Annotated in this window: 12 protein-coding genes; 7 read left to right on the top strand and 5 right to left on the bottom strand. The window is 49.1% G+C overall.

Going from position 1 to position 18,438, the window contains the following annotated elements:
- The first annotated feature begins 120 nt into the window (after positions 1–120).
- From rpoD to NX722_RS26640, 3 genes are all read left to right on the top strand, one after another.
- Positions 121–1,956 carry an RNA polymerase sigma factor RpoD gene (rpoD, locus tag NX722_RS26650; RefSeq protein ID WP_262565855.1) on the top strand — a complete coding sequence of 612 codons (1,836 nt, stop codon included), beginning with the start codon at positions 121–123 and terminating at the stop codon, positions 1,954–1,956.
- Between the two features lie 707 nt (positions 1,957–2,663).
- Positions 2,664–4,085, top strand: a complete 1,422-nt coding sequence (gene pykF / locus NX722_RS26645; RefSeq protein ID WP_262565854.1) for a pyruvate kinase PykF — start codon at positions 2,664–2,666, stop codon at positions 4,083–4,085.
- Between the two features lie 234 nt (positions 4,086–4,319).
- Positions 4,320–4,601: a hypothetical protein gene (locus tag NX722_RS26640; RefSeq protein ID WP_262565853.1), complete on the top strand. Its 282-nt coding sequence runs from the start codon at positions 4,320–4,322 to the stop codon at positions 4,599–4,601.
- Between the two features lie 113 nt (positions 4,602–4,714).
- Here the strand turns inward: NX722_RS26640 and NX722_RS26635 are convergent, their stop codons facing one another.
- Genes NX722_RS26635 through nagB form a run of 3 tightly spaced genes read right to left on the bottom strand, consistent with a single transcriptional unit; the run spans position 4,715 to position 7,935 of the window.
- Positions 4,715–5,902 (bottom strand): ROK family protein, encoded by a 1,188-nt coding sequence (locus NX722_RS26635; RefSeq protein WP_262565852.1) that lies wholly within the window; start codon positions 5,900–5,902, stop codon positions 4,715–4,717.
- Positions 5,903–5,954: 52 nt separating this feature from the next.
- Positions 5,955–7,130, bottom strand: coding sequence for an N-acetylglucosamine-6-phosphate deacetylase (gene nagA, locus NX722_RS26630; protein ID WP_262565851.1), 1,176 nt, complete (start codon positions 7,128–7,130; stop codon positions 5,955–5,957).
- Positions 7,114–7,935 (bottom strand): glucosamine-6-phosphate deaminase, encoded by an 822-nt coding sequence (nagB, locus tag NX722_RS26625; RefSeq protein WP_262565850.1) that lies wholly within the window; start codon positions 7,933–7,935, stop codon positions 7,114–7,116. The genes nagA and nagB overlap by 17 nt, the downstream gene beginning before the upstream one ends.
- 426 nt (positions 7,936–8,361) lie before the next feature.
- Here nagB and nagE point away from each other — a divergent pair, with 426 nt between their 5' ends.
- The gene (gene nagE, locus NX722_RS26620) at positions 8,362–9,738 is read left to right on the top strand and encodes an N-acetylglucosamine-specific PTS transporter subunit IIBC (protein WP_262565849.1); all 1,377 of its coding nucleotides are present in this window, start codon (positions 8,362–8,364) and stop codon (positions 9,736–9,738) included.
- 89 nt (positions 9,739–9,827) lie between these two features.
- On the opposite strand, the gene pnp is transcribed toward nagE, so the two are convergent.
- Positions 9,828–11,930: a polyribonucleotide nucleotidyltransferase gene (gene pnp, locus NX722_RS26615; RefSeq protein WP_262568731.1), complete on the bottom strand. Its 2,103-nt coding sequence runs from the start codon at positions 11,928–11,930 to the stop codon at positions 9,828–9,830.
- A gap of 410 nt (positions 11,931–12,340) precedes the next feature.
- Positions 12,341–12,610: a 30S ribosomal protein S15 gene (rpsO, locus tag NX722_RS26610; protein ID WP_034878324.1), complete on the bottom strand. Its 270-nt coding sequence runs from the start codon at positions 12,608–12,610 to the stop codon at positions 12,341–12,343.
- 429 nt (positions 12,611–13,039) lie between these two features.
- Between rpsO and NX722_RS26605 the strand changes: the two genes are divergently transcribed.
- From NX722_RS26605 to NX722_RS26595, 3 genes are all read left to right on the top strand, one after another.
- Positions 13,040–15,526, top strand: coding sequence for an anthrax toxin-like adenylyl cyclase domain-containing protein (locus NX722_RS26605; RefSeq protein WP_262565848.1), 2,487 nt, complete (start codon positions 13,040–13,042; stop codon positions 15,524–15,526).
- A gap of 104 nt (positions 15,527–15,630) precedes the next feature.
- Entirely contained in the window at positions 15,631–16,995 is a 1,365-nt protein-coding gene (locus NX722_RS26600) for a hypothetical protein (RefSeq protein ID WP_262565847.1), read from the top strand.
- A gap of 51 nt (positions 16,996–17,046) precedes the next feature.
- The gene (locus NX722_RS26595) at positions 17,047–18,411 is read left to right on the top strand and encodes a hypothetical protein (RefSeq protein WP_262565846.1); all 1,365 of its coding nucleotides are present in this window, start codon (positions 17,047–17,049) and stop codon (positions 18,409–18,411) included.
- Positions 18,412–18,438 lie beyond the last annotated feature (27 nt).

Genomic DNA, 18,438 nt, shown 5'->3' with positions numbered 1-18,438 from the left:
TATGGAGCACCTACAAGCTTCAGGTAGAACTTGTCTCGATTTTTGAGCTATAATTGCCTGCTTACGTTTTTTCGTCCGGCACTTCATTTTTCGCTGTTATTTCGCTGTTAAAGGGTTGATATGTCAGCTAATTCGCAACAACAATCCCGACTGAAAGAGCTTATCTCTCGCGGTAAGGAACAGGGCTACCTGACTTATGCAGAGGTAAACGACCATCTGCCGGAAGACATTTCTGATCCGGATCAGGTCGAAGACATTATCCGCATGATTAACGACATGGGTATTACGGTCTACGAAACAGCGCCGGACGCCGATACCCTGTTGATGGCAGAAGCCGAAACCGACGAAGCGGCGGTAGAAGAAGCTGCAGCAGCACTTGCTGCTGTGGAACAGGAAGCCGGTCGTACCACCGACCCAGTACGTATGTACATGCGTGAAATGGGTACCGTAGAACTCCTGACCCGCGAAGGCGAGATCCTGATTGCCAAGCGGATTGAGGAAGGCCTGCGTGAAGTCATGTCAGCTCTGTCTCAGTTCCCGGGTTCTGTACAAATTGTCCTCGATGAATACGACCGCATTATTGAAGAGGAAGGTCGCCTGACTGACCTGATCAGCGGTTATATTGATCCTGATTCTGAAGAAGCACCAGCTGTAGAGGCGCCTATTCCAAGCGTCCAGGAGATGCAGGACGACTTCGACGACAACAAAGACGACGAGGATGAGGACGAGGACGAAGAGCCAGGCGGCCTGGACCCTGAAGAAGCCCGCGAGCGCTTCGGAGCCTTGCAGGAAAAGCATGAACAGATGATCAATGTTCTGGCTGAGCATGAGCGCGGTACACAGGCCGCCAAACAGGCTCTGGCAGACATGGCAGAACCGTTCATGCCTCTCAAGCTGATTCCGCGCATGTTTGATATGCTGGTGTTCCGCATCCGCAACACCCTGGAAAACATTCGCAGCAACGAACGCGCCATCATGCAGCTGTGTGTACGCCGCTCCAAAATGCCACGCAAGATCTTCCTGAAGACCTTCCCCGGCAACGAAACCGACCTGGAGTGGGTTGACCAGATTACCTCTGGCAGTGCGGCTTACTCTGAAAACATCAAGGCGTATCGCGACGAAATCATTCGCGCCCAGAAAAAACTGGCTGCGATTGAGAAGGATTACGGCATCACCCTGAACCAGATCAAGGACATCAACCGCAAGATGTCTCTGGGTGAAGCCCGCGCCCGTCGCGCCAAGAAGGAAATGGTTGAGGCCAACCTGCGTCTGGTTATTTCTATTGCCAAGAAATACACCAACCGTGGTCTGCAGTTCCTGGACCTGATTCAGGAAGGCAACATTGGTCTGATGAAAGCGGTGGACAAGTTTGAATACCGTCGTGGTTACAAGTTCTCGACTTACGCCACCTGGTGGATTCGTCAGGCGATCACCCGCTCTATCGCCGACCAGGCTCGCACCATCCGTATTCCGGTACACATGATCGAGACCATTAACAAACTGAACCGCATCTCCCGTCAGATGCTTCAGGAAATGGGTCGTGAACCAACACCGGAAGAACTGGCAGTGCGCATGGAAATGCCAGAAGACAAGATTCGCAAGGTACTCAAGATTTCCAAAGAGCCTATCTCAATGGAAACACCGATTGGCGACGATGAAGACTCCCACCTGGGTGACTTTATTGAAGACGCGACCATTCAGTCTCCGATTGACCGAGCTACCGGTTCTGGCCTGAAAGAGTCTACCCGTCAGGTATTGTCCGGACTGACTGCCCGTGAGGCGAAAGTCCTGCGCATGCGTTTCGGTATCGACATGAACACTGACCACACCCTGGAAGAAGTGGGCAAGCAGTTCGACGTTACCCGTGAACGCATCCGTCAGATCGAAGCCAAGGCATTGCGCAAACTGCGCCATCCGACCCGCTCCGATCACCTGCGGAGCTTCCTGGACGAATAAGCCCGGAAAGATAAAAGCGTATAAAAAAAGCTGCAAGACCTGAAAAGGTGTTGCAGCTTTTTTTATACGCGCTTAACAAACAGCCTCCCCATTCATTTAACCGCTAAGCTCTGGCATTACACCAATCGCAGGAATTACAAATAACAAAAAGTCTCTGTAACGGACTACAGACAGAGGTTCACCATGATAAGTGACACCCCGCTGATCATTACGACATTTTTCGTCTATCTGGCTATCATGCTGTCACTCGTTTCGACAGATAATACCCTTTAATTAAACGACTATAGACTTATATAAAGTTAACTCGCTAAGTAAATTACCCGAAAAGCAGCTTATAAAGCGTAATTTTAATAACGACTATTTCTAATAAAAATCAATCAATATCATCTTTTTTACAATAACTTACTATTAATAACTACCTGGTTAAATAGCACCCGAAATATTGACCCACATCAATAGCGCATAGGTTAAAATTCAAAGGAATTTTATCTTATTTGCTGTAATATTCGCGCTCCAAAGAATTAACCTGAGTACGTTTCCGAAGATTTATGCGCAGGTCGCCCAAAGGTTTTGATTTCGACAAGCACGTGAAACTTCCAAAACCATTCTCGAGTCTTTTTTTTCGGGTTTAAGCTACTTGCATGCACTACTCAAAGTGACACAAGACAATGTAGCGACCCAATTTCCCTCAAACGGAGATAAATGCAGTGAGAAAGACCAAGATAGTTTGTACTATCGGACCAAAGTCTGAATCCAGGGAAATGCTGACCAGGCTGGTAAACTGTGGCATGAATGTGATGAGACTTAACTTCTCTCACGGCGACTTTGACGAGCACGGTGACCGCATCAGCACCATTCGCAAGGTGAGCGCGGAAACAGGCAAGAAAGTTGCCATCCTGCTGGACACCAAAGGTCCTGAAATCCGCACTGTTAAACTGCAGGGCGGCAACGACGTCATGCTGACTGCCGGTCAGGAATTTACCCTGACAACTGACGACACGGTGATCGGCGACAACACGAAAGTAGCCGTAACCTACAAAGGCCTGTGCGAAGACCTGAAGCCAGGCAACACCGTACTGCTGGACGACGGTCTGATCGAAATGACCGTTAAAGAAGTAAAAGGAAACGAAATCCTGTGCGACGTGAAGAACAGCGGCGAACTGGGTGAGAACAAAGGCGTTAACCTGCCGGGCGTCAGCGTTCAGCTGCCAGCCCTGTCTGAAAAAGACAAGGCTGACCTGGTGTTTGGTTGTGAGCAGGGCGTAGACTTTGTAGCTGCCTCCTTCATCCGCAAGGCTTCCGACGTTCAGGAAATCCGCGAACTGCTGGATTCTAACGGCGGCGAAAACATCCACATCATCTCCAAGATCGAAAACCAGGAAGGCGTAGACAACTTCAACGACATCCTGTCGGTTTCCGATGGCATCATGGTAGCCCGTGGTGACCTGGGTGTAGAAATTCCTGTTGACCAGGTGATCTTTGCCCAGAAGATGATGATCGCCAAGTGTAACAAGGCGCGTAAGCCGGTTATTACCGCTACCCAGATGCTGGATTCTATGATCAAGAATCCTCGTCCAACCCGTGCGGAAGCCGGGGACGTGGCTAATGCCATTCTGGACGGCACTGACGCCGTCATGCTGTCCGGTGAAAGTGCCAAGGGTAAATACCCGGCTGAATCCGTCAGCGTGATGTCCACCATCTGTGAAAGCACTGATGGCACCATCGAATCCAAGGTTGAAGGTTACGACCTGGAAATCGAAGAGCGTCGCAGCATCACTCAGGCTGTTTGCCGTGGCGCAGTGAAAACTTCCGAAACTCTGGAAGCCAAGCTGATCATCGTTGCGACCAGGAAAGGCAAATCTGCCCGTTCTGTTCGCAAGTTCTTCCCAGACGCTCCGATTCTTGCGGTTACCAGCTCCCAGAAGACCGCTCAACAGTTATGCCTGACTAAAGGCGTAACCACCACTATTGTTGAAGGGCTCGACAGTTCCGACCAGTTCTACAAACTGGGCAAGGACATGGCTGTTGAAATGGGTCTGGCAAAAGCTGGCGATACCGTTGTTATGGTATCCGGCGCTCTGGTTCCTTCCGGCACCACCAACACCTCTTCCGTCCACATCATCGACTAATAGCGTCGCTTATATGTGACTCTGTCCCGCACCCTTCAGGTGCGGGGCTTCTTCCCTGCCATTCACCTACCCCACACCTATAACGAAAAAACTCGTACATTTTTCACAAAAAACTATCATTACTACTCATTTTATTGATCGAAGTCGGCTTTTTGATGCGTCAATACTGGCATATTAAACCCATGTCAGCGTCGTTTAGTTTCGATACGGGTTACTTAGGGAGTGTTTGTTGGTATGAAATTAATTGAACTGAAAGAAGCCAAGCTCAGATTTAGCCTGGGCGAGATCAGGGGCGGAGCAAAGGTAGAATACTACCCAACCCAAAAGGGCTTTTGCCTGCGTCTGCTGGATTCAGCAAATACTCATACCCCTTACACCGTTCGCTCTCAGCGTGACCGTCGTATGCCTAAGCATTACTCCACACTGGAAGCAGTAACCAACGAACTAAAAAACATTGGCATTGAAACCTTTACTGTTGATCTGACAAAAAAACCGGAGCCGCGTATCGAACGATAAACTGAGACCTTGAAAATCTATCAGTATCCCGGATCTGTAACCTGATACTGATATACCCACACCGGATGTTATGACAGCACTGCAATGCGGTCATAACATCCATTAAGCTGTGATCACCCAGAGACCACCTGCATAAGCAGGCCACGCTCCAGCAAAGCCCTGCGAACTAAAGAAAAACCACCAAACCACTGATTATTGCCCAGTTGCGAAGTGCGTAAAATAATCTTGCTACTTCCGCCCACGGAAACTGTCTGAGTATCAAGGCAGCGCTCAATCACCGGCAATACGACTTGCGACGCCTTAAAAATTTCACCATCAAGAACAATACATTCTGGCCTTAGCAGGTTGACACTTCCGGAAAGTACCTGGCCCAACCGACTGGCCGCCTGACGAAGCAGGTTTTGCGCCAGCTCATCCCCACTCTCTGCTGCCTGACAAATCTCCGTGATACCAGCCCCCGCCTCCAGACGACCGGCAAGGCCTTTGGTGATGGCATCAGAGTATTGGTACTCTATCGCCTTATTGGACACTTCGGTTTCCAGGCAACCAAAGTTTCCGCAATAGCAGCGATTCCCCAGAGGGTTAATCTGGATATGACCTATTTCCCCAACCGGCTGATTTTTTCCTTCGTAGAGTCGCCCGTCAAGAATCATTCCAAGACCTGCGCCATTATGGACACGGACGTATAAAACATTGTCGTAGCCCCTGGCGGCACCAAACCGATGTTCAGCCAGTGCCATGGCAGCAATAGAGTTTCCAAGATAACAGGGGATTCCCATCGAGTCCGTCACCTGTTTAACCAAGTGCCATTCATCAACATCAACGTGGGGCATAAACCGAACCACCCCTTCTGCCGAATCAATAACACCCGGCAAGGTGATGCCAATACCGGCAATACGGTTAATCAAACCAGCATGCTGCTTCTGAAAGCTCTGCAATTCACGAATAATCTGTTCGCCAAGACTTTTCTGATCCTGCCCCAGAGTCAGTACCGAGTGCTTTGCCAGCAAGTTGCCGGCAATGTCACACAGACCGATATGAATATGCTTGCGCCCCGCCCTTGCCGCAAGAATTTGCAGCACTTCCATTCTGGAAGAAAGGGAGGTGGCTTTTCTTCCACGCTCTGACGCCTGCTGCTCAACCTCGTGAACCAACCCTTCTTCAAGAAGAAACCGGGTGATACGAGTAACACTACCACCCGCAAGATTACACTCGCGGGCGATTTGAACTCTGGAAATTCCGCTGGAATTGACAATGGTTTTGTAAACAGCCGTAATATTGCGCTGTTTAACAAAATCCATATTTGCAATCATATTCGTCATAATACCCGGAACTCGGGACTTAGGAGTAGCGTCAGACCGACCCGACGGGTTTCAGGTCGCCACCGCTCACTGTGCCTTTTACGTTATACTCCCCGTCTAACAGAACAAAGTTCGCATAGCTGCCAGATCGGATCGTCCCCATCATTTTATCCATACCAATCACCCTGGCAGGATTTGCTGTCGCCATCACCAGAGCATCACGTTCAGAAATACCCTGAGTAACACAGTTCTTTACCGCTTCAATCATGGTCAGGGCTGAACCGCCCAGCGTACCATTTTTGCTGGTACACTTGCCGTTCGAGTGGTAAACCTTCTGCCCGGCAAACATAAACGATTCAATATCCGTCCCGGCTGGCGTCGTTGCATCCGTTACCAGAACCAGTCTGTCGTTTAATAACTGCTGACTCATGCGCAGGTTATGCCAGTCCAGGTGATAACCATCCGCAATGATTCCAGCCCCCAGCTTGCTATCCGAGAATGCGGCTCCGACAACACCAGGCTCCCGACTTTGCAATTGGCTCATGGCATTAAACAGGTGCGTGACAAAACTGGCCCCTGCCTGTTCGGCTGCACGAACCTCATGGAACGTTGCATTGCTATGCCCAATGGAAACAACAATACCCGCCTGACTTAGCCGGGTGATATGCGCAGGCTCGCAGACTTCAGGAGCCAGAGTCAGCATGGCGATAACATCTGCGTTTTCGCAGAGATAATCCACCCTGTCCGATGAAAGCGGGCGTATATGATTTTCATCATGAATACCCTTTTTCAGCCTATTGATATAAGGCCCCTCAAGATGAAGCCCGGGAACTCGTTCCGGGTGCTTCTCCCTGTAAGACCTGACCACCTCGATGGCCTTGTTCATATCGCTGTCACTGCATGTGATCAACGTCGGCAGAAAGCTGGTGCAGCCAAACCGTAAATTCGTGGCATGCATAACATCCAGAGTCGTTTCTGAGATATCCGCATTAAAAAGAACACCACCGCAGCCGTTTAGTTGCAGATCAATAAAACCGGGAGCCAGCGTATACCCGTTAAGGTCTACCGTTTCGATATTCTCATCAGCAAACGACTCCGTGCTGACCTGCTCTATCAACCCCTCGTTGACCACAATACTCCTGATATTTGCCAACCCGGAGTCAGTAATATGGGCTGGCAGAGTAAAATGGGTCAGGGCGTATCGGGAAGACTTACCGGGTATGAACATGACGACTGACTTCCTTGATGTTTACCGCTTCAATATCCTGGAAATAACGAAGCGTTTTAACCTTCAGCTCCATGGTGGCAGCGTCGTCACAGACCATTATGGATTTCGGGTGAAGCTGCATGGCAGAGACTGTCCAGAGATGGTTAACAGAACCCTCAACGGCCGCCTCAACAGCACGACTCTTATCCGCGCCAGTGGCCAGAATGATCACCTCTCTGGCATCCAGCAAGGTAGCAACCCCCATGGTCAAAGCCAGCTTTGGCACCTGACTGATATCACCATCAAAGAAGCGGGCATTAGCACGACGGGTGTCTTCCGTCAGTGTTTTGATACGAGAGCGGGATGACAGTGATGAGCCCGGCTCATTGAATGCAATATGTCCATCCCGGCCTACACCACCAAGGAACAGTTCAATGCCACCATAGGACAGAATGGCTTCTTCATAAGACTGACACTCAAGTTCCAGATTCTCGGCGTTGCCGTTAAGAAAATGAACATTTTCAGCGGGCAGGTCAATATGGCTGAACAACTGTTCTTCCATAAACTGACGGTAGCTTTCCGGATGGCCGGCAGGCAGTCCAACGTACTCATCCATGTTGAAAGTGACAACATGTTTAAAGCTGACCTCACCCTTACTGTAAAGTCGAATAAGCTCCTTATAGGTTGCAACCGGAGTCCCACCCGTTGGCAAGCCCAGTACGAAAGGCCTCTCTCTGGTTGGGTTGAACTTATTGATACGGTTGACAATATATCTTGCTGTCCAGTGGGCCGTTTCTTCGGATGTCTGCAAAGGAATAAGGCGCATAAGCGTTTCTCTTGCCGTGAAGGTTGAGGGGGGGCTGGAATATACCGCTTTCCGCTTTCCGCTTTCCGAACTCCGTAGCCCGTAGCCCGTAGCCCGTAGCCCGTAGCTAAAAGCAGGGTATATTTCTGTTTGCTGCCACCCTTAGTTAAAAAAAGAGCCAGACAAAGGATGCAGCAAGAATAATTATTTTTCAATGAAAAATAATTTAAAAAACAAACCTTCACCTACCGCAAAGCAACCATATGAGACACAGGATTCGGGATTCGGGATACGGGCAGCGGACAGCGAAAAGCGAAAAGCGACCCCAAGTTGATATAAATCAAAACCCCCAAAAGAAAAAGGTAAGGATTAATTTACATTGTAAAATATATCCTTATGATCAACCTTAATCCTCACGCTGAAAAAAACCAACACAGAGACATCCACATGAATATCCTCAACTACATGCAGCGGTTAGGCAAGGCGCTCATGCTGCCCATTGCCACCCTGCCTGTTGCTGCCATGCTGCTACGCCTCGGACAGCCTGACCTGCTCAACATCGCCTTTATGGCAGAAGCCGGTAACGCTATTTTCAGCCACCTGCCACTTCTGTTTGCCATGGGTATCGCCTGTGGGCTTGCTAAAGACGACGCTGGCTCCGCCGTTCTGGCGGGTGCTGTTGGCTACTTTGTTCTGACGGCCGCTGCCAAAACTATCGATGAAAGTATCGACATGTCTTTCTTCGGCGGCATTATTGCCGGCATTATTGCCGGACACAGCTACAATAAATTCCACGCCACCGAAATGCCTTCCTACCTGGCATTCTTCGGAGGTAAACGACTGGTGCCGATCATGACAGGTCTGATCGCACTGGCTGTTTCCGTTCTTGCGGGTTACATCTGGCCTTCCATTCAGAGCGGAATTAACTCGTTTGCACTGGCCGTATCAGAATCCGGCCCTGTTGGTCAGTTCTTTTACGGTGTTCTTAACCGTGGCCTGATCCCTGTTGGCCTGCACCATGTTGTGAACTCTGTGTTCTGGTTTGGTCTGGGTGAATTCACCAACGCCGCCGGCGAAATTGTCAATGGCGACCTGCCCCGCTTCTTTGCTGGCGACCCGACTGCGGGCGTGTTCATGGCAGGTTTCTACCCGGTCATGATGTTTGGCTTGCCAGCCGCTGCATTTGCCATGTACCTGACCGCACATAAAGAAAACCGTGCAAAAGTCGGTGGCGTTCTGTTCTCTGTTGCCCTGACAGCGTTTCTGACCGGCGTCACCGAGCCACTCGAATTTATGTTCGTGTTCCTGGCTCCAGCCCTTTACGCGGTACACGCCGTACTGACCGGCCTGTCTCTGGTCGTCACTAACAGCCTGGGCGTACTGCACGGCTTTGGCTTCTCGGCGGGTGCGTTTGACTTGCTGCTGAACTGGGGACTGGCCACTAACCCTGTCACCCTGATCATGATCGGCCTGGCCTTTGCCGCTATCTACTTCTGCGCCTTCTACTTTGGCATCAAAGCTTTCAATCTGAAAACACCAGGTCGTGAGGATGAAGAAGTAGTAGTAGAAACCGTTGAAATGGAACAGTCCGGACGAGCTGAACGCTACATCGCCCTGCTGGGTGGACAGGAAAACCTGAAAGAAGTCGGTGCCTGCATTACCCGTCTGCGACTGACGCTGAAAGACTCCAACAATGTTGACGAAGCCGGTCTGAAAGCACTGGGCGCGAAAGGTGTTGTTCGCCTGAGCAGCAGTAGCCTGCAAGTTATTCTCGGACCACAGGCCGAGATTATTGCCGGCGAGATCAACCAGCGACTGAGTTGATCAATAGAAACAAAAAAAACCCTGAAGAAATTCAGGGTTTTTTGTCTGTTCATAAAACCATCAGCGGACAGCGATCTATTTAAGCTCCCTTAAGACGCCTGTTCCTTAGCGCGGGCAACTTCTTTGATGCTCAGCTTGATACGGCCACGGGAGTCAATGTCCAGTACAACCACTTCAACCTGCTGACCCATTTGCAGGTAGTCAGACACTTTCTCTACGCGCTCATCAGCGATTTGAGAAATGTGCACCAAGCCGTCACGACCCGGCAGAACACTCACAAACGCACCAAAGTCTACGATACGGGTAACTTCACCGGTGTAGATCTGACCAACCTCAGCGTCAGCAGTAATACCGTAAACACGGTCGTAAGCAGCCTGAGCCTTTTCCTTATCATCAGCAAAGATTTTCACCATACCACTGTCGTCGATATCAACAGAAGCACCAGTGTCTTCACAGATAGAACGGATGGTCGCACCACCTTTACCGATAACATCACGAATCTTGTCGGTGTCGATCTTCAGGGACATGGTCATCGGCGCGTTTTCGTTCAGCTCGGAACGGCTCTCGCTGATCACCTTATTCATTTCGTCCAGAATGTGCAGACGCGCGTCCATCGCCTGATCCAGGGCGATTTCCATGATCTCTTCGGTGATACCGGCAATCTTGATATCCATCTGCAAAGCAGTAATACCTTCGGAAGTACCGGCTACTTTAAAGTCCATATCACCCAGGTGGTCTTCATCACCCAGAATGTCGGTCAGGACTGCAAACTGGTCACCTTCTTTCACCAGACCCATAGCAATACCGGCCACTGGTGCTTTCAGAGGCACACCCGCATCCATCAGCGCCAGGGAAGAACCACACACGGAAGCCATGGAGCTTGAACCGTTGGATTCAGTGATTTCAGAGACCACACGAACGGTGTATGGGAACTCGTCCTGAGTCGGCAGCATGGCCTGAACACCGCGACGAGCCAGACGACCGTGACCAATTTCACGACGACCCGGCGCACCCATACGACCACACTCACCGACAGAGTAAGCAGGGAAGTTGTAGTGCAGCATGAACGGATCTTTGGTTTCACCTTCCAGACTATCGATAATCTGTGCGTCACGGGCAGTACCCAGAGTCGTAGTGACCAGAGCCTGGGTTTCACCACGGGTAAACAGCGCAGAACCGTGAGTCTTTGGCAGAACACCGATTTCTACGTTGATCGGACGAACGGTTTTGGTGTCACGACCGTCGATACGAGGCATACCATTGATAATATTGCCGCGTACTACGGATTTTTCCAGACTGGAGAATGCCTTCTCAACATCAGACGCGTCGAACTGACCTTCTTCTTCACCGGCCAGAGATTCCAGCACTTCCTGCTTCAGTACACCCACCGCAGCATAACGATCCTGCTTGATGGTGATCTGGTAAGCTTCACGCATCTTGCCTTCGAACGCAGACATCTTCTCTTTCAGTTCTACGTTTTCAGCAGCAGCAGCCCAGTCCCAGACAGGCTTGCCGACTTCAGCCGCAAACGCTTCAACGGCAGAGATAACAGACTGGTATTCCTGGTGTGCAAACAGCACCGCGCCCAGCATTTCGTCTTCAGTCAGCTCTTGCGCTTCAGACTCAACCATCAATACGGCGTCTTTGGTACCTGCTACCACCATGTCCAGCTCGGACGTTTCCAGCTCGGCATAGCTTGGGTTCAGCAGGTAGCCCTTCTCTTCGTTAAAGCCGACACGCGCACCACCAATAGGCCCCTGGAAAGGAATACCGGAAATAGCCAGGGCAGCAGAGCAGGCCACCATCGCCAGAATATCCGGATCGTTTTTCTTGTCGACAGACACAACGGTCAGAACCACCTGAACTTCATTCATGAAGCCTTTAGGGAACAGAGGGCGGATAGGACGGTCGATCAGGCGGGAAGTCAGGGTTTCTTTTTCGCTGGGACGGCTTTCACGTTTCAGGAAACCGCCGGGGATTTTGCCCGCAGCGTAGGTTTTTTCCTGATAGTGGACGGACAGAGGGAAAAAGTCCTGTCCTGGTTTCGCTTCTTTAGAGCCAACCACCGTTGCCAGAACGGCTGTATCACCCATGGTTGCCAGAACTGCACCCGATGCCTGACGGGCAACGCGACCTGTTTCCAGAGTGATGGTCTGGTCACCAAATGTAAAAGTCCTGGTTACCGGAGTCACAACGTTTTCTTGAGTCACAACGTTTTCCTTTAGTAAAACCCCAACCATCTGTGGCTGTCACGAGACACGGATGCAATTCAAAACCTTCTGGTTTGCACTTTCTGTCTGAAACCTTCGTCTGAAACCTTCGTCTGAAACTTTCTGCCTGAAAAAGCACCAGAGAGACTTGGAATTGCACCCCGATTTGACAGCAAAATAAGGTCAGGGCTGGATAGAGAGCCACTACTGGCTCTTTTTTCATACAGACACTCTAAATTCCAGTGTCTGCTCAATACAAAACACCGCCAGCCACACAATGGAAGCTAGCGGTGCTCTGACTGCGGAAGCCTTGCGGAGCCTGTGCTACAGCAAAGCCTTCCTGTTCTGCCGGTGGTTTCAACAGAAACCACCCGTGCCAATCCCGAAGGCTATTAGCGACGCAGACCCAGACGTTCGATCAGGCTGCGGTAGCGCTCAACGTCCTTACGCTTCAGGTAGTCCAGCATGCTGCGACGCTGGTTTACCATGCGGATCAGGCCGCGACGGGAGTGGTGATCCTTGTGGTTAGCCTTGAAGTGAGACTGCAGACCTTCGATGTTTGCAGTCAGCAGAGCTACCTGAACTTCAGGGCAGCCGCTGTCACCTTCAGAGCGACCGAATTCCTTGATGATTTCAGCTTTCTTTTCAACAGTCAAAGCCATGATAAAGTCTCCATTGAATATGCATAAACATAAATCGGGTACGACCGTGCATATTTACAGCCGACCTTGCTGCCAGCGCTTATTCAAAGCACTGGCAAAATTAAGCGCTGCATTCTAACACTATGACAGGCAATTATCCAAATCAGGCCTCTCAGGCTAAAGCACTCCAGAGGCCGCAGAGCCGGTCACTCCATGCCAGCAACCATTACCAGTACAAATTCCTGCGATACAAAGTAATTTGATCTACTTTTCCCCCAAAGGAAAAAACCATTATTAATTACTACTGCTTTTATGAGATTCAACCTTAATAAACCAGGAACAAAGGACTGTATACATTTTGCACTCTTATGCATACTGAGCCTCGTTCTGCTCACTCCCACAAAATCACTGGCTGCCCTGCCAGTGCAAACCCGGCATAAACTTGAGCAAATGGGTCTTAAGCTGATTAAGAGCAGACACGATGGCAACTGTCTTTACGATGCTATTGCAGGCCAGACCGGCCAGAGTTCACAAGCGCTCAGGGAAACCCTTCACCATTTTCTTGCCCACTTTTTCCAAACCCCAACCCCTCTGGTGTTTGATCTGCTTGACAACGCCCTCAGGCGTACCCCCATACACTCAAGCATGCACGACCTTGCCAATTTTTACCTGGATGGGCGATTGCGACGAAATGGCGAATGGGGAGAGTTGATGCTGATGCCTTTTATTGTCTATGTTCTTAATCGTCCGATTATCCTGATCAACCTGAGTTCCACACTCACAGACCATCCCCACCTGCTAATCAACACAGACTTGTCCTTTACAGAGATCAGCCTGAATTCAACCGCCCATTACGCCAGCACAGAAAATGCCATTGTCCTGATCTTTGCCGATGACGCCTACTATGGCGTCACGCCCGGGCTTACTCAGGAAACACCTGGCTGGCAAAGATCATTAATAGATAACCTTGCGTTTTTAACAACCCTGAAACCGGCCAGCTCTTCATCCAACCTTCCATCCCCCCCTCCATCTGACAAGGGCGTATATCCAGACAATCCATCCTTGCCAGACAATCCATCCTTGCCAGACAACCTGCAAGCCAGCCTTCCGGGCAGAGACTACGACTCCCCTTTCAGGTATCGCCTGATCAGACAGCCATGTAACCCGTGCCATTCTGATGAAAAGTCTCCGTGCTTTCGCATCGCCATTGCGACCATCAATACAGAAGTCGAAGGGTTTCCCATTTTTTACCCCGTCAATTACCTTTACTATCTTGCTCGCCAGATTGCCACTGATCGTCGATCATTTGGCATTCAATGTAAGATCAACGCCCTGCTTCATTCAACAAAGCATCCTGAAATAAAAAAACAACCACTTCAACTCCCTGATATTCAGGATCGCATACACAAATTCAATAGTGAGATAACGGTCAACGGGGTATCTGATACATCCGGGCAAGCCGTTAAGAGCTTTCAGGCCCAGGTGAAAAAAGTATTATTGCTCATCAAGATCGTCAGAGCATTCGATGAGTATCACGTCCACATGCCTGCCAATAAAGCTGAGACCGGCGTTCCCAAAATTTATCTGAAAAATCTGGCAAAAGCCTCAGGTAAACATTTTATAGTGTTCGGAAACCGACATGTTGCGACTGGAGCAAAAAAGCATATTGAAAATAAAAACAAGTCAACAAAGGATTTCAAACAAAAACGCAAAACATCTGATTTAAAGGTTATTCATTCGTTGATCCCAGCCACCCCTTCTTTGTCGAAAGACAATAATAAGTGTCGGTTTTTCCAGGAAGAACTCAGAACCAGTCTGCTGAAAGATTTAACAACGGGACTAATCGGATTAACCGCCTATACATTAACCGACAGCGAAGTGAACGATTTACTCAGCAACCAGCACCTGACCGTTGAGATCACCCAACAGGCAGAAGACGGCACACCCCTTGAAGTTGAAATGACAGAAACTCAGGAGAATGGAACACAAATCACCTTTGTGCTGATTCGCCCCTATGCTGGAGAAAACTGGGATGTTTACCGTAAAAAACCGGAAGAACTGGCCAGAGTTCAGGTCATTACAGACAACAATGGTCGCATTATGACTGCCGATCTTGACCCGCTTTTTATCAGCTTTAAACGTGAAAAGCTTGATCTGGCACATCACGACAAACTGCCCTTACCCCTGATAACCGACCTGTATGCAAGAAAGCGAATAAAGCAGCTTGAGCAAACGGCTAACCCCACCAGGGCTCAGGAGACAAGCCTTGAGGCACTTCAGACAGGAATAGATGATTTTTTTATGGAAACCGTCTTTCTTCCACATCCTCCAGTGGAGGATAAAAAAACACCCGCACTGGACAGGGCGGCCATCAATAAACTCATACTATTAAACCCTCAGTTACCCACATTACATGTTCTGGAAAAATACTGGCCGTTTGTGGAAAAAAAATGGATAGAGGTTGAGGGCATTTCAGGTTATTTAATAAGAATTCCCAGGGAACACCCGGACATGGGCAATGTGAACCCCAGAGCCATAGAGCTTGTTGAACTGATGAATGAAGCACTGAGCCGACCTGATGACAATCCTGCCGTACATCATAATCATGACGCTCACTCCCTGGCTTCCAACGAAGCGTTAAACTACCCAGCTGACATCTACCTGCCCGAACGAATAACCACTACCGACGAAAACAACAATTTCATTAGCTTCAACAAAGGCGTCAATCATATTAGAGACCAGGAGGAAATGAAAAGCCTGGTACAGGCCCTTAAAGACAACGGCTGGTACGTCACACTCAACCATGCACTCTGGCCTGAGCTAAGCTCAATTCGCTCCAGACAGTGGAAACAGGTCGCCCGGATTATTGAGCAACATTTACAGCAACGCCTTAAGTGGCAGCAGGAGAAAAACATTAAAATCAAAGGCGAGCGGTGAAAATGCCAACTAACCGGAACCATTGATAAAAATCAGTGTCAGTTAGTACATTAGTTCCTGTTTTTATCGGGAATGAACCCGTTAGGCAGAAGAAGGATCTCAACATGAACTTACTGACTCCGGCACCAGGCTTTGAACCACAACTATCCGCAAATACGAGTCATGACTCGTTAAATAGAGAGCCAGAATCAGAAGCTCCTAAAGAGGAAGCCCCGCTCTTCGGGGTGAGAAAGGTTAACTCTCTTCCCCATTGGCATGGTTTAAAGTGGTCTTTGCCTCCCATGAGCAGTAGTTATGTCCCTTTGGCGTTGAGACCTGTCCGTGAGCTTATGGGAGAAGATGATCAAGGCGTTGAAACTGCCATTAATGAGCTATGGGAATTACTGAATAAGCAAGTCTACTGGCTAAGTTCATTGCCGGATGACGCTAAAGCTGACTTCAGGTCATTTATTCATAACAATTTTGACCCATCTGAAATCACCAATACCTGTCGGCAGGAATTGGCTGACCGGTTGATGTCCGAAATGATGATGTTCAGCCCGGGCCCCGAATCAGTCATAGGAAAGCATCTGGCAAAACGACCAAAGGATGAATGGGATGACATACTGAAGTACGGCGATCCATCTGTTTGGGATGAAGAATTTGAGCTAACGGTTGAGACAGGCCTCCTCAAACTGCGACACAATGATCTTAAAGCAAAAGGTCTGGTTGATTTCTGCCGCGAAAGAAGACGGGAAATCGCAGAAAAACTGGGAGACAGTCAAGCTTACCGTTTTGGTCTTGAAACCCGAGACAGTATTGTTACTTTTTTATCCAGCCCGGCCTATCGTCACGCTATAGACCGGGCAGTAGAAACCAAACCAAATGGCGAGGACTACATTGAAACCTACAACAAAGAGGGATTAATAATAAGAGAGATTCAGGGGTTTATAGATGGCAAGCCTGTCGGACTCACAGAACTGGAACTTTGGCTCTGCCCTCTTGAAGAAAATGCTCTCTTCAGGGTTACACATGAAGAATTCTTCAAACATGCCTGCACATATACCAATGACCATATGGGTAAAATTGAGAATACCTCTTATTGCCCTGTCTGGAACAGTCCTGACGCCGAAGAAGCGATACCAAAGATAATGCCTCATATCTATAAGTTAATTGAAAAAGCCATAGCGGGAGACTTGAGCCAGATACCCAGAATCCACTGGTGGTATGTACAGCTGGCACCTGTGCGACAAGGTCCGGGGGGAATTGCTGAAATGGTAACAAACACCATCTGCCGACTGCACCGTATTGATTTACCTCCCTGGGCAGAGGGCGTAGCCCCCTCAGTAAAGGTACTACTTGAGCCCAGCGAAGAACGATTCTGCCAAAACTACCACAAACTCTTTTCAGCAGGGCAGGAACAACTTGAAAAGATATTCAGGCCACAAATCCCTCCAGCAACTGAAGCCCGTACGTGTGCCAGCACATAAGTTCCGGTTTTTATGGGGAATGAACCCGTTAGGCAGAAGAAGGATCTCAACATGAATTCACTCACTCCGGCACCTTGCTTTGAACCACAACTATCCGCAAATACGAGTCATGACTCGTTAAATAGAGAGCCAGAATCAGAAGCTCCTAAAGAGGAAGCCCCGCTCTTCGGGGTGAGAAAGGTTAACTCTCTTCCCCATGGGCATGGTTTAAAGTGGTCTTTGCCTCCCATGAGCAGTAGTTATGTCCCTTTGGCGTTAAGACCTGTCCGTGAGCTTATGGGAGAAGATGATCATAGCGTTGAAACTGCCATTAATGAGCTATGGGAATTACTGAATAAGCAAGTCTACTGGCTAAGTTCATTACCGGATGACGCTAAAGCAGACTTCAGGTCATTTATTCATAACAATTTTGACCCATCTGAAATCACCAATACCTGTCGGCAGGAATTAGCTGACCGGTTGATGTCCGATATGATGATGTTCAGCCCGGGCCCGGAATCTGTCATAGGAAAGCATCTGGCAAAAAGACCGAAGGATAAATGGGATGACATACTGAAGTACGGCGATCCATCTGTCTGGGATGAAGAATTTGAGCTAACGGTTGAGACAGGCCTCCTCAAACTGCGACACAATGATCTTAAAGCAAAAGGTCTGGTTGATTTCTGCCGCGAAAGAAGACGGGAAATCGCAGAAAAACTGGGAGACAGTCAAGCTTACCGTTTTGGTCTTGAAACCCGAGACAGTGTTGTTACTTTTTTATCCAGCCCGGCCTATCGTCACGCTATAGACCGGGCAGTAGAAACCAAACCAAATGGCGAGGACTACATTGAAACCTACAACAAAGACGGATTAATAATAAGAAAGATCCAGGGGTTTATAGATGGCAAGCCTGTCGGACTCACAGAACTGGAACTTTGGCTCTGCCCTCTTAAAGAAAATGATCGCTTCAGGTTTACACATGAAAAATTCTTCAAACATGCCTACACATATGCCAATGACCATATGGGTAAAATTGAGAATACCTTTTATTGCCCTGTGTGGAGAAGTCCTGACGCCGAAGAAGCGATACCAGAGATAATGCCTCATATCTATAAGTTAATTGAAAAAGCCATAGCGGGAGACTTGAGCCAGATACCCAGAATCCACTGGTGGTATGTACAGCTGGCACCTGTGGTACGAGGTCCGGGGGGAATTGCTGAAATGATAACAAACACCATCTGCCGGTTGCATCGTATTGATTTACCCCCCTGGGCAGAGGGCGTAGCCCCATCAGTAAAGGTACTACTTGAGCCCAGCGAAGAACGATTCTGCCAAAACTACCACAAACTCTTTTCAGCGGGGCAGGAACAACTTGAAAAGATATTCAGGCCACAAATCCCTCCAGCAACTGAAGCTCATACGAGTGCCAGCACATAAGTCACAGAAAAAGGACCGGGAGCCTGA

Source organism: Endozoicomonas gorgoniicola (genome assembly GCF_025562715.2).
GTDB lineage: Bacteria > Pseudomonadota > Gammaproteobacteria > Pseudomonadales > Endozoicomonadaceae > Endozoicomonas_A > Endozoicomonas_A gorgoniicola.
Note: the sequence above shows the minus strand (reverse complement) of the source record. Positions and strands in the feature narration are given on the sequence as shown.

Excerpts from the sequence above, each read along its gene's own strand:
- rpoD (WP_262565855.1), top strand. The coding sequence starts at position 121 with ATGTCAGCTAATTCGCAACAACAATCCCGACTGAAAGAGCTTATCTCT.
- nagE (WP_262565849.1), top strand. The coding sequence starts at position 8,362 with ATGAATATCCTCAACTACATGCAGCGGTTAGGCAAGGCGCTCATGCTG.
- nagA (WP_262565851.1), bottom strand. The coding sequence starts at position 7,130 with ATGTTCATACCCGGTAAGTCTTCCCGATACGCCCTGACCCATTTTACT.
- NX722_RS26595 (WP_262565846.1), top strand. The coding sequence starts at position 17,047 with ATGAATTCACTCACTCCGGCACCTTGCTTTGAACCACAACTATCCGCA.
- rpsO (WP_034878324.1), bottom strand. The coding sequence starts at position 12,610 with ATGGCTTTGACTGTTGAAAAGAAAGCTGAAATCATCAAGGAATTCGGT.
- NX722_RS26600 (WP_262565847.1), top strand. The coding sequence starts at position 15,631 with ATGAACTTACTGACTCCGGCACCAGGCTTTGAACCACAACTATCCGCA.
- NX722_RS26640 (WP_262565853.1), top strand. The coding sequence starts at position 4,320 with ATGAAATTAATTGAACTGAAAGAAGCCAAGCTCAGATTTAGCCTGGGC.
- nagB (WP_262565850.1), bottom strand. The coding sequence starts at position 7,935 with ATGCGCCTTATTCCTTTGCAGACATCCGAAGAAACGGCCCACTGGACA.
- NX722_RS26605 (WP_262565848.1), top strand. The coding sequence starts at position 13,040 with ATGGGTCTTAAGCTGATTAAGAGCAGACACGATGGCAACTGTCTTTAC.
- NX722_RS26635 (WP_262565852.1), bottom strand. The coding sequence starts at position 5,902 with ATGGATTTTGTTAAACAGCGCAATATTACGGCTGTTTACAAAACCATT.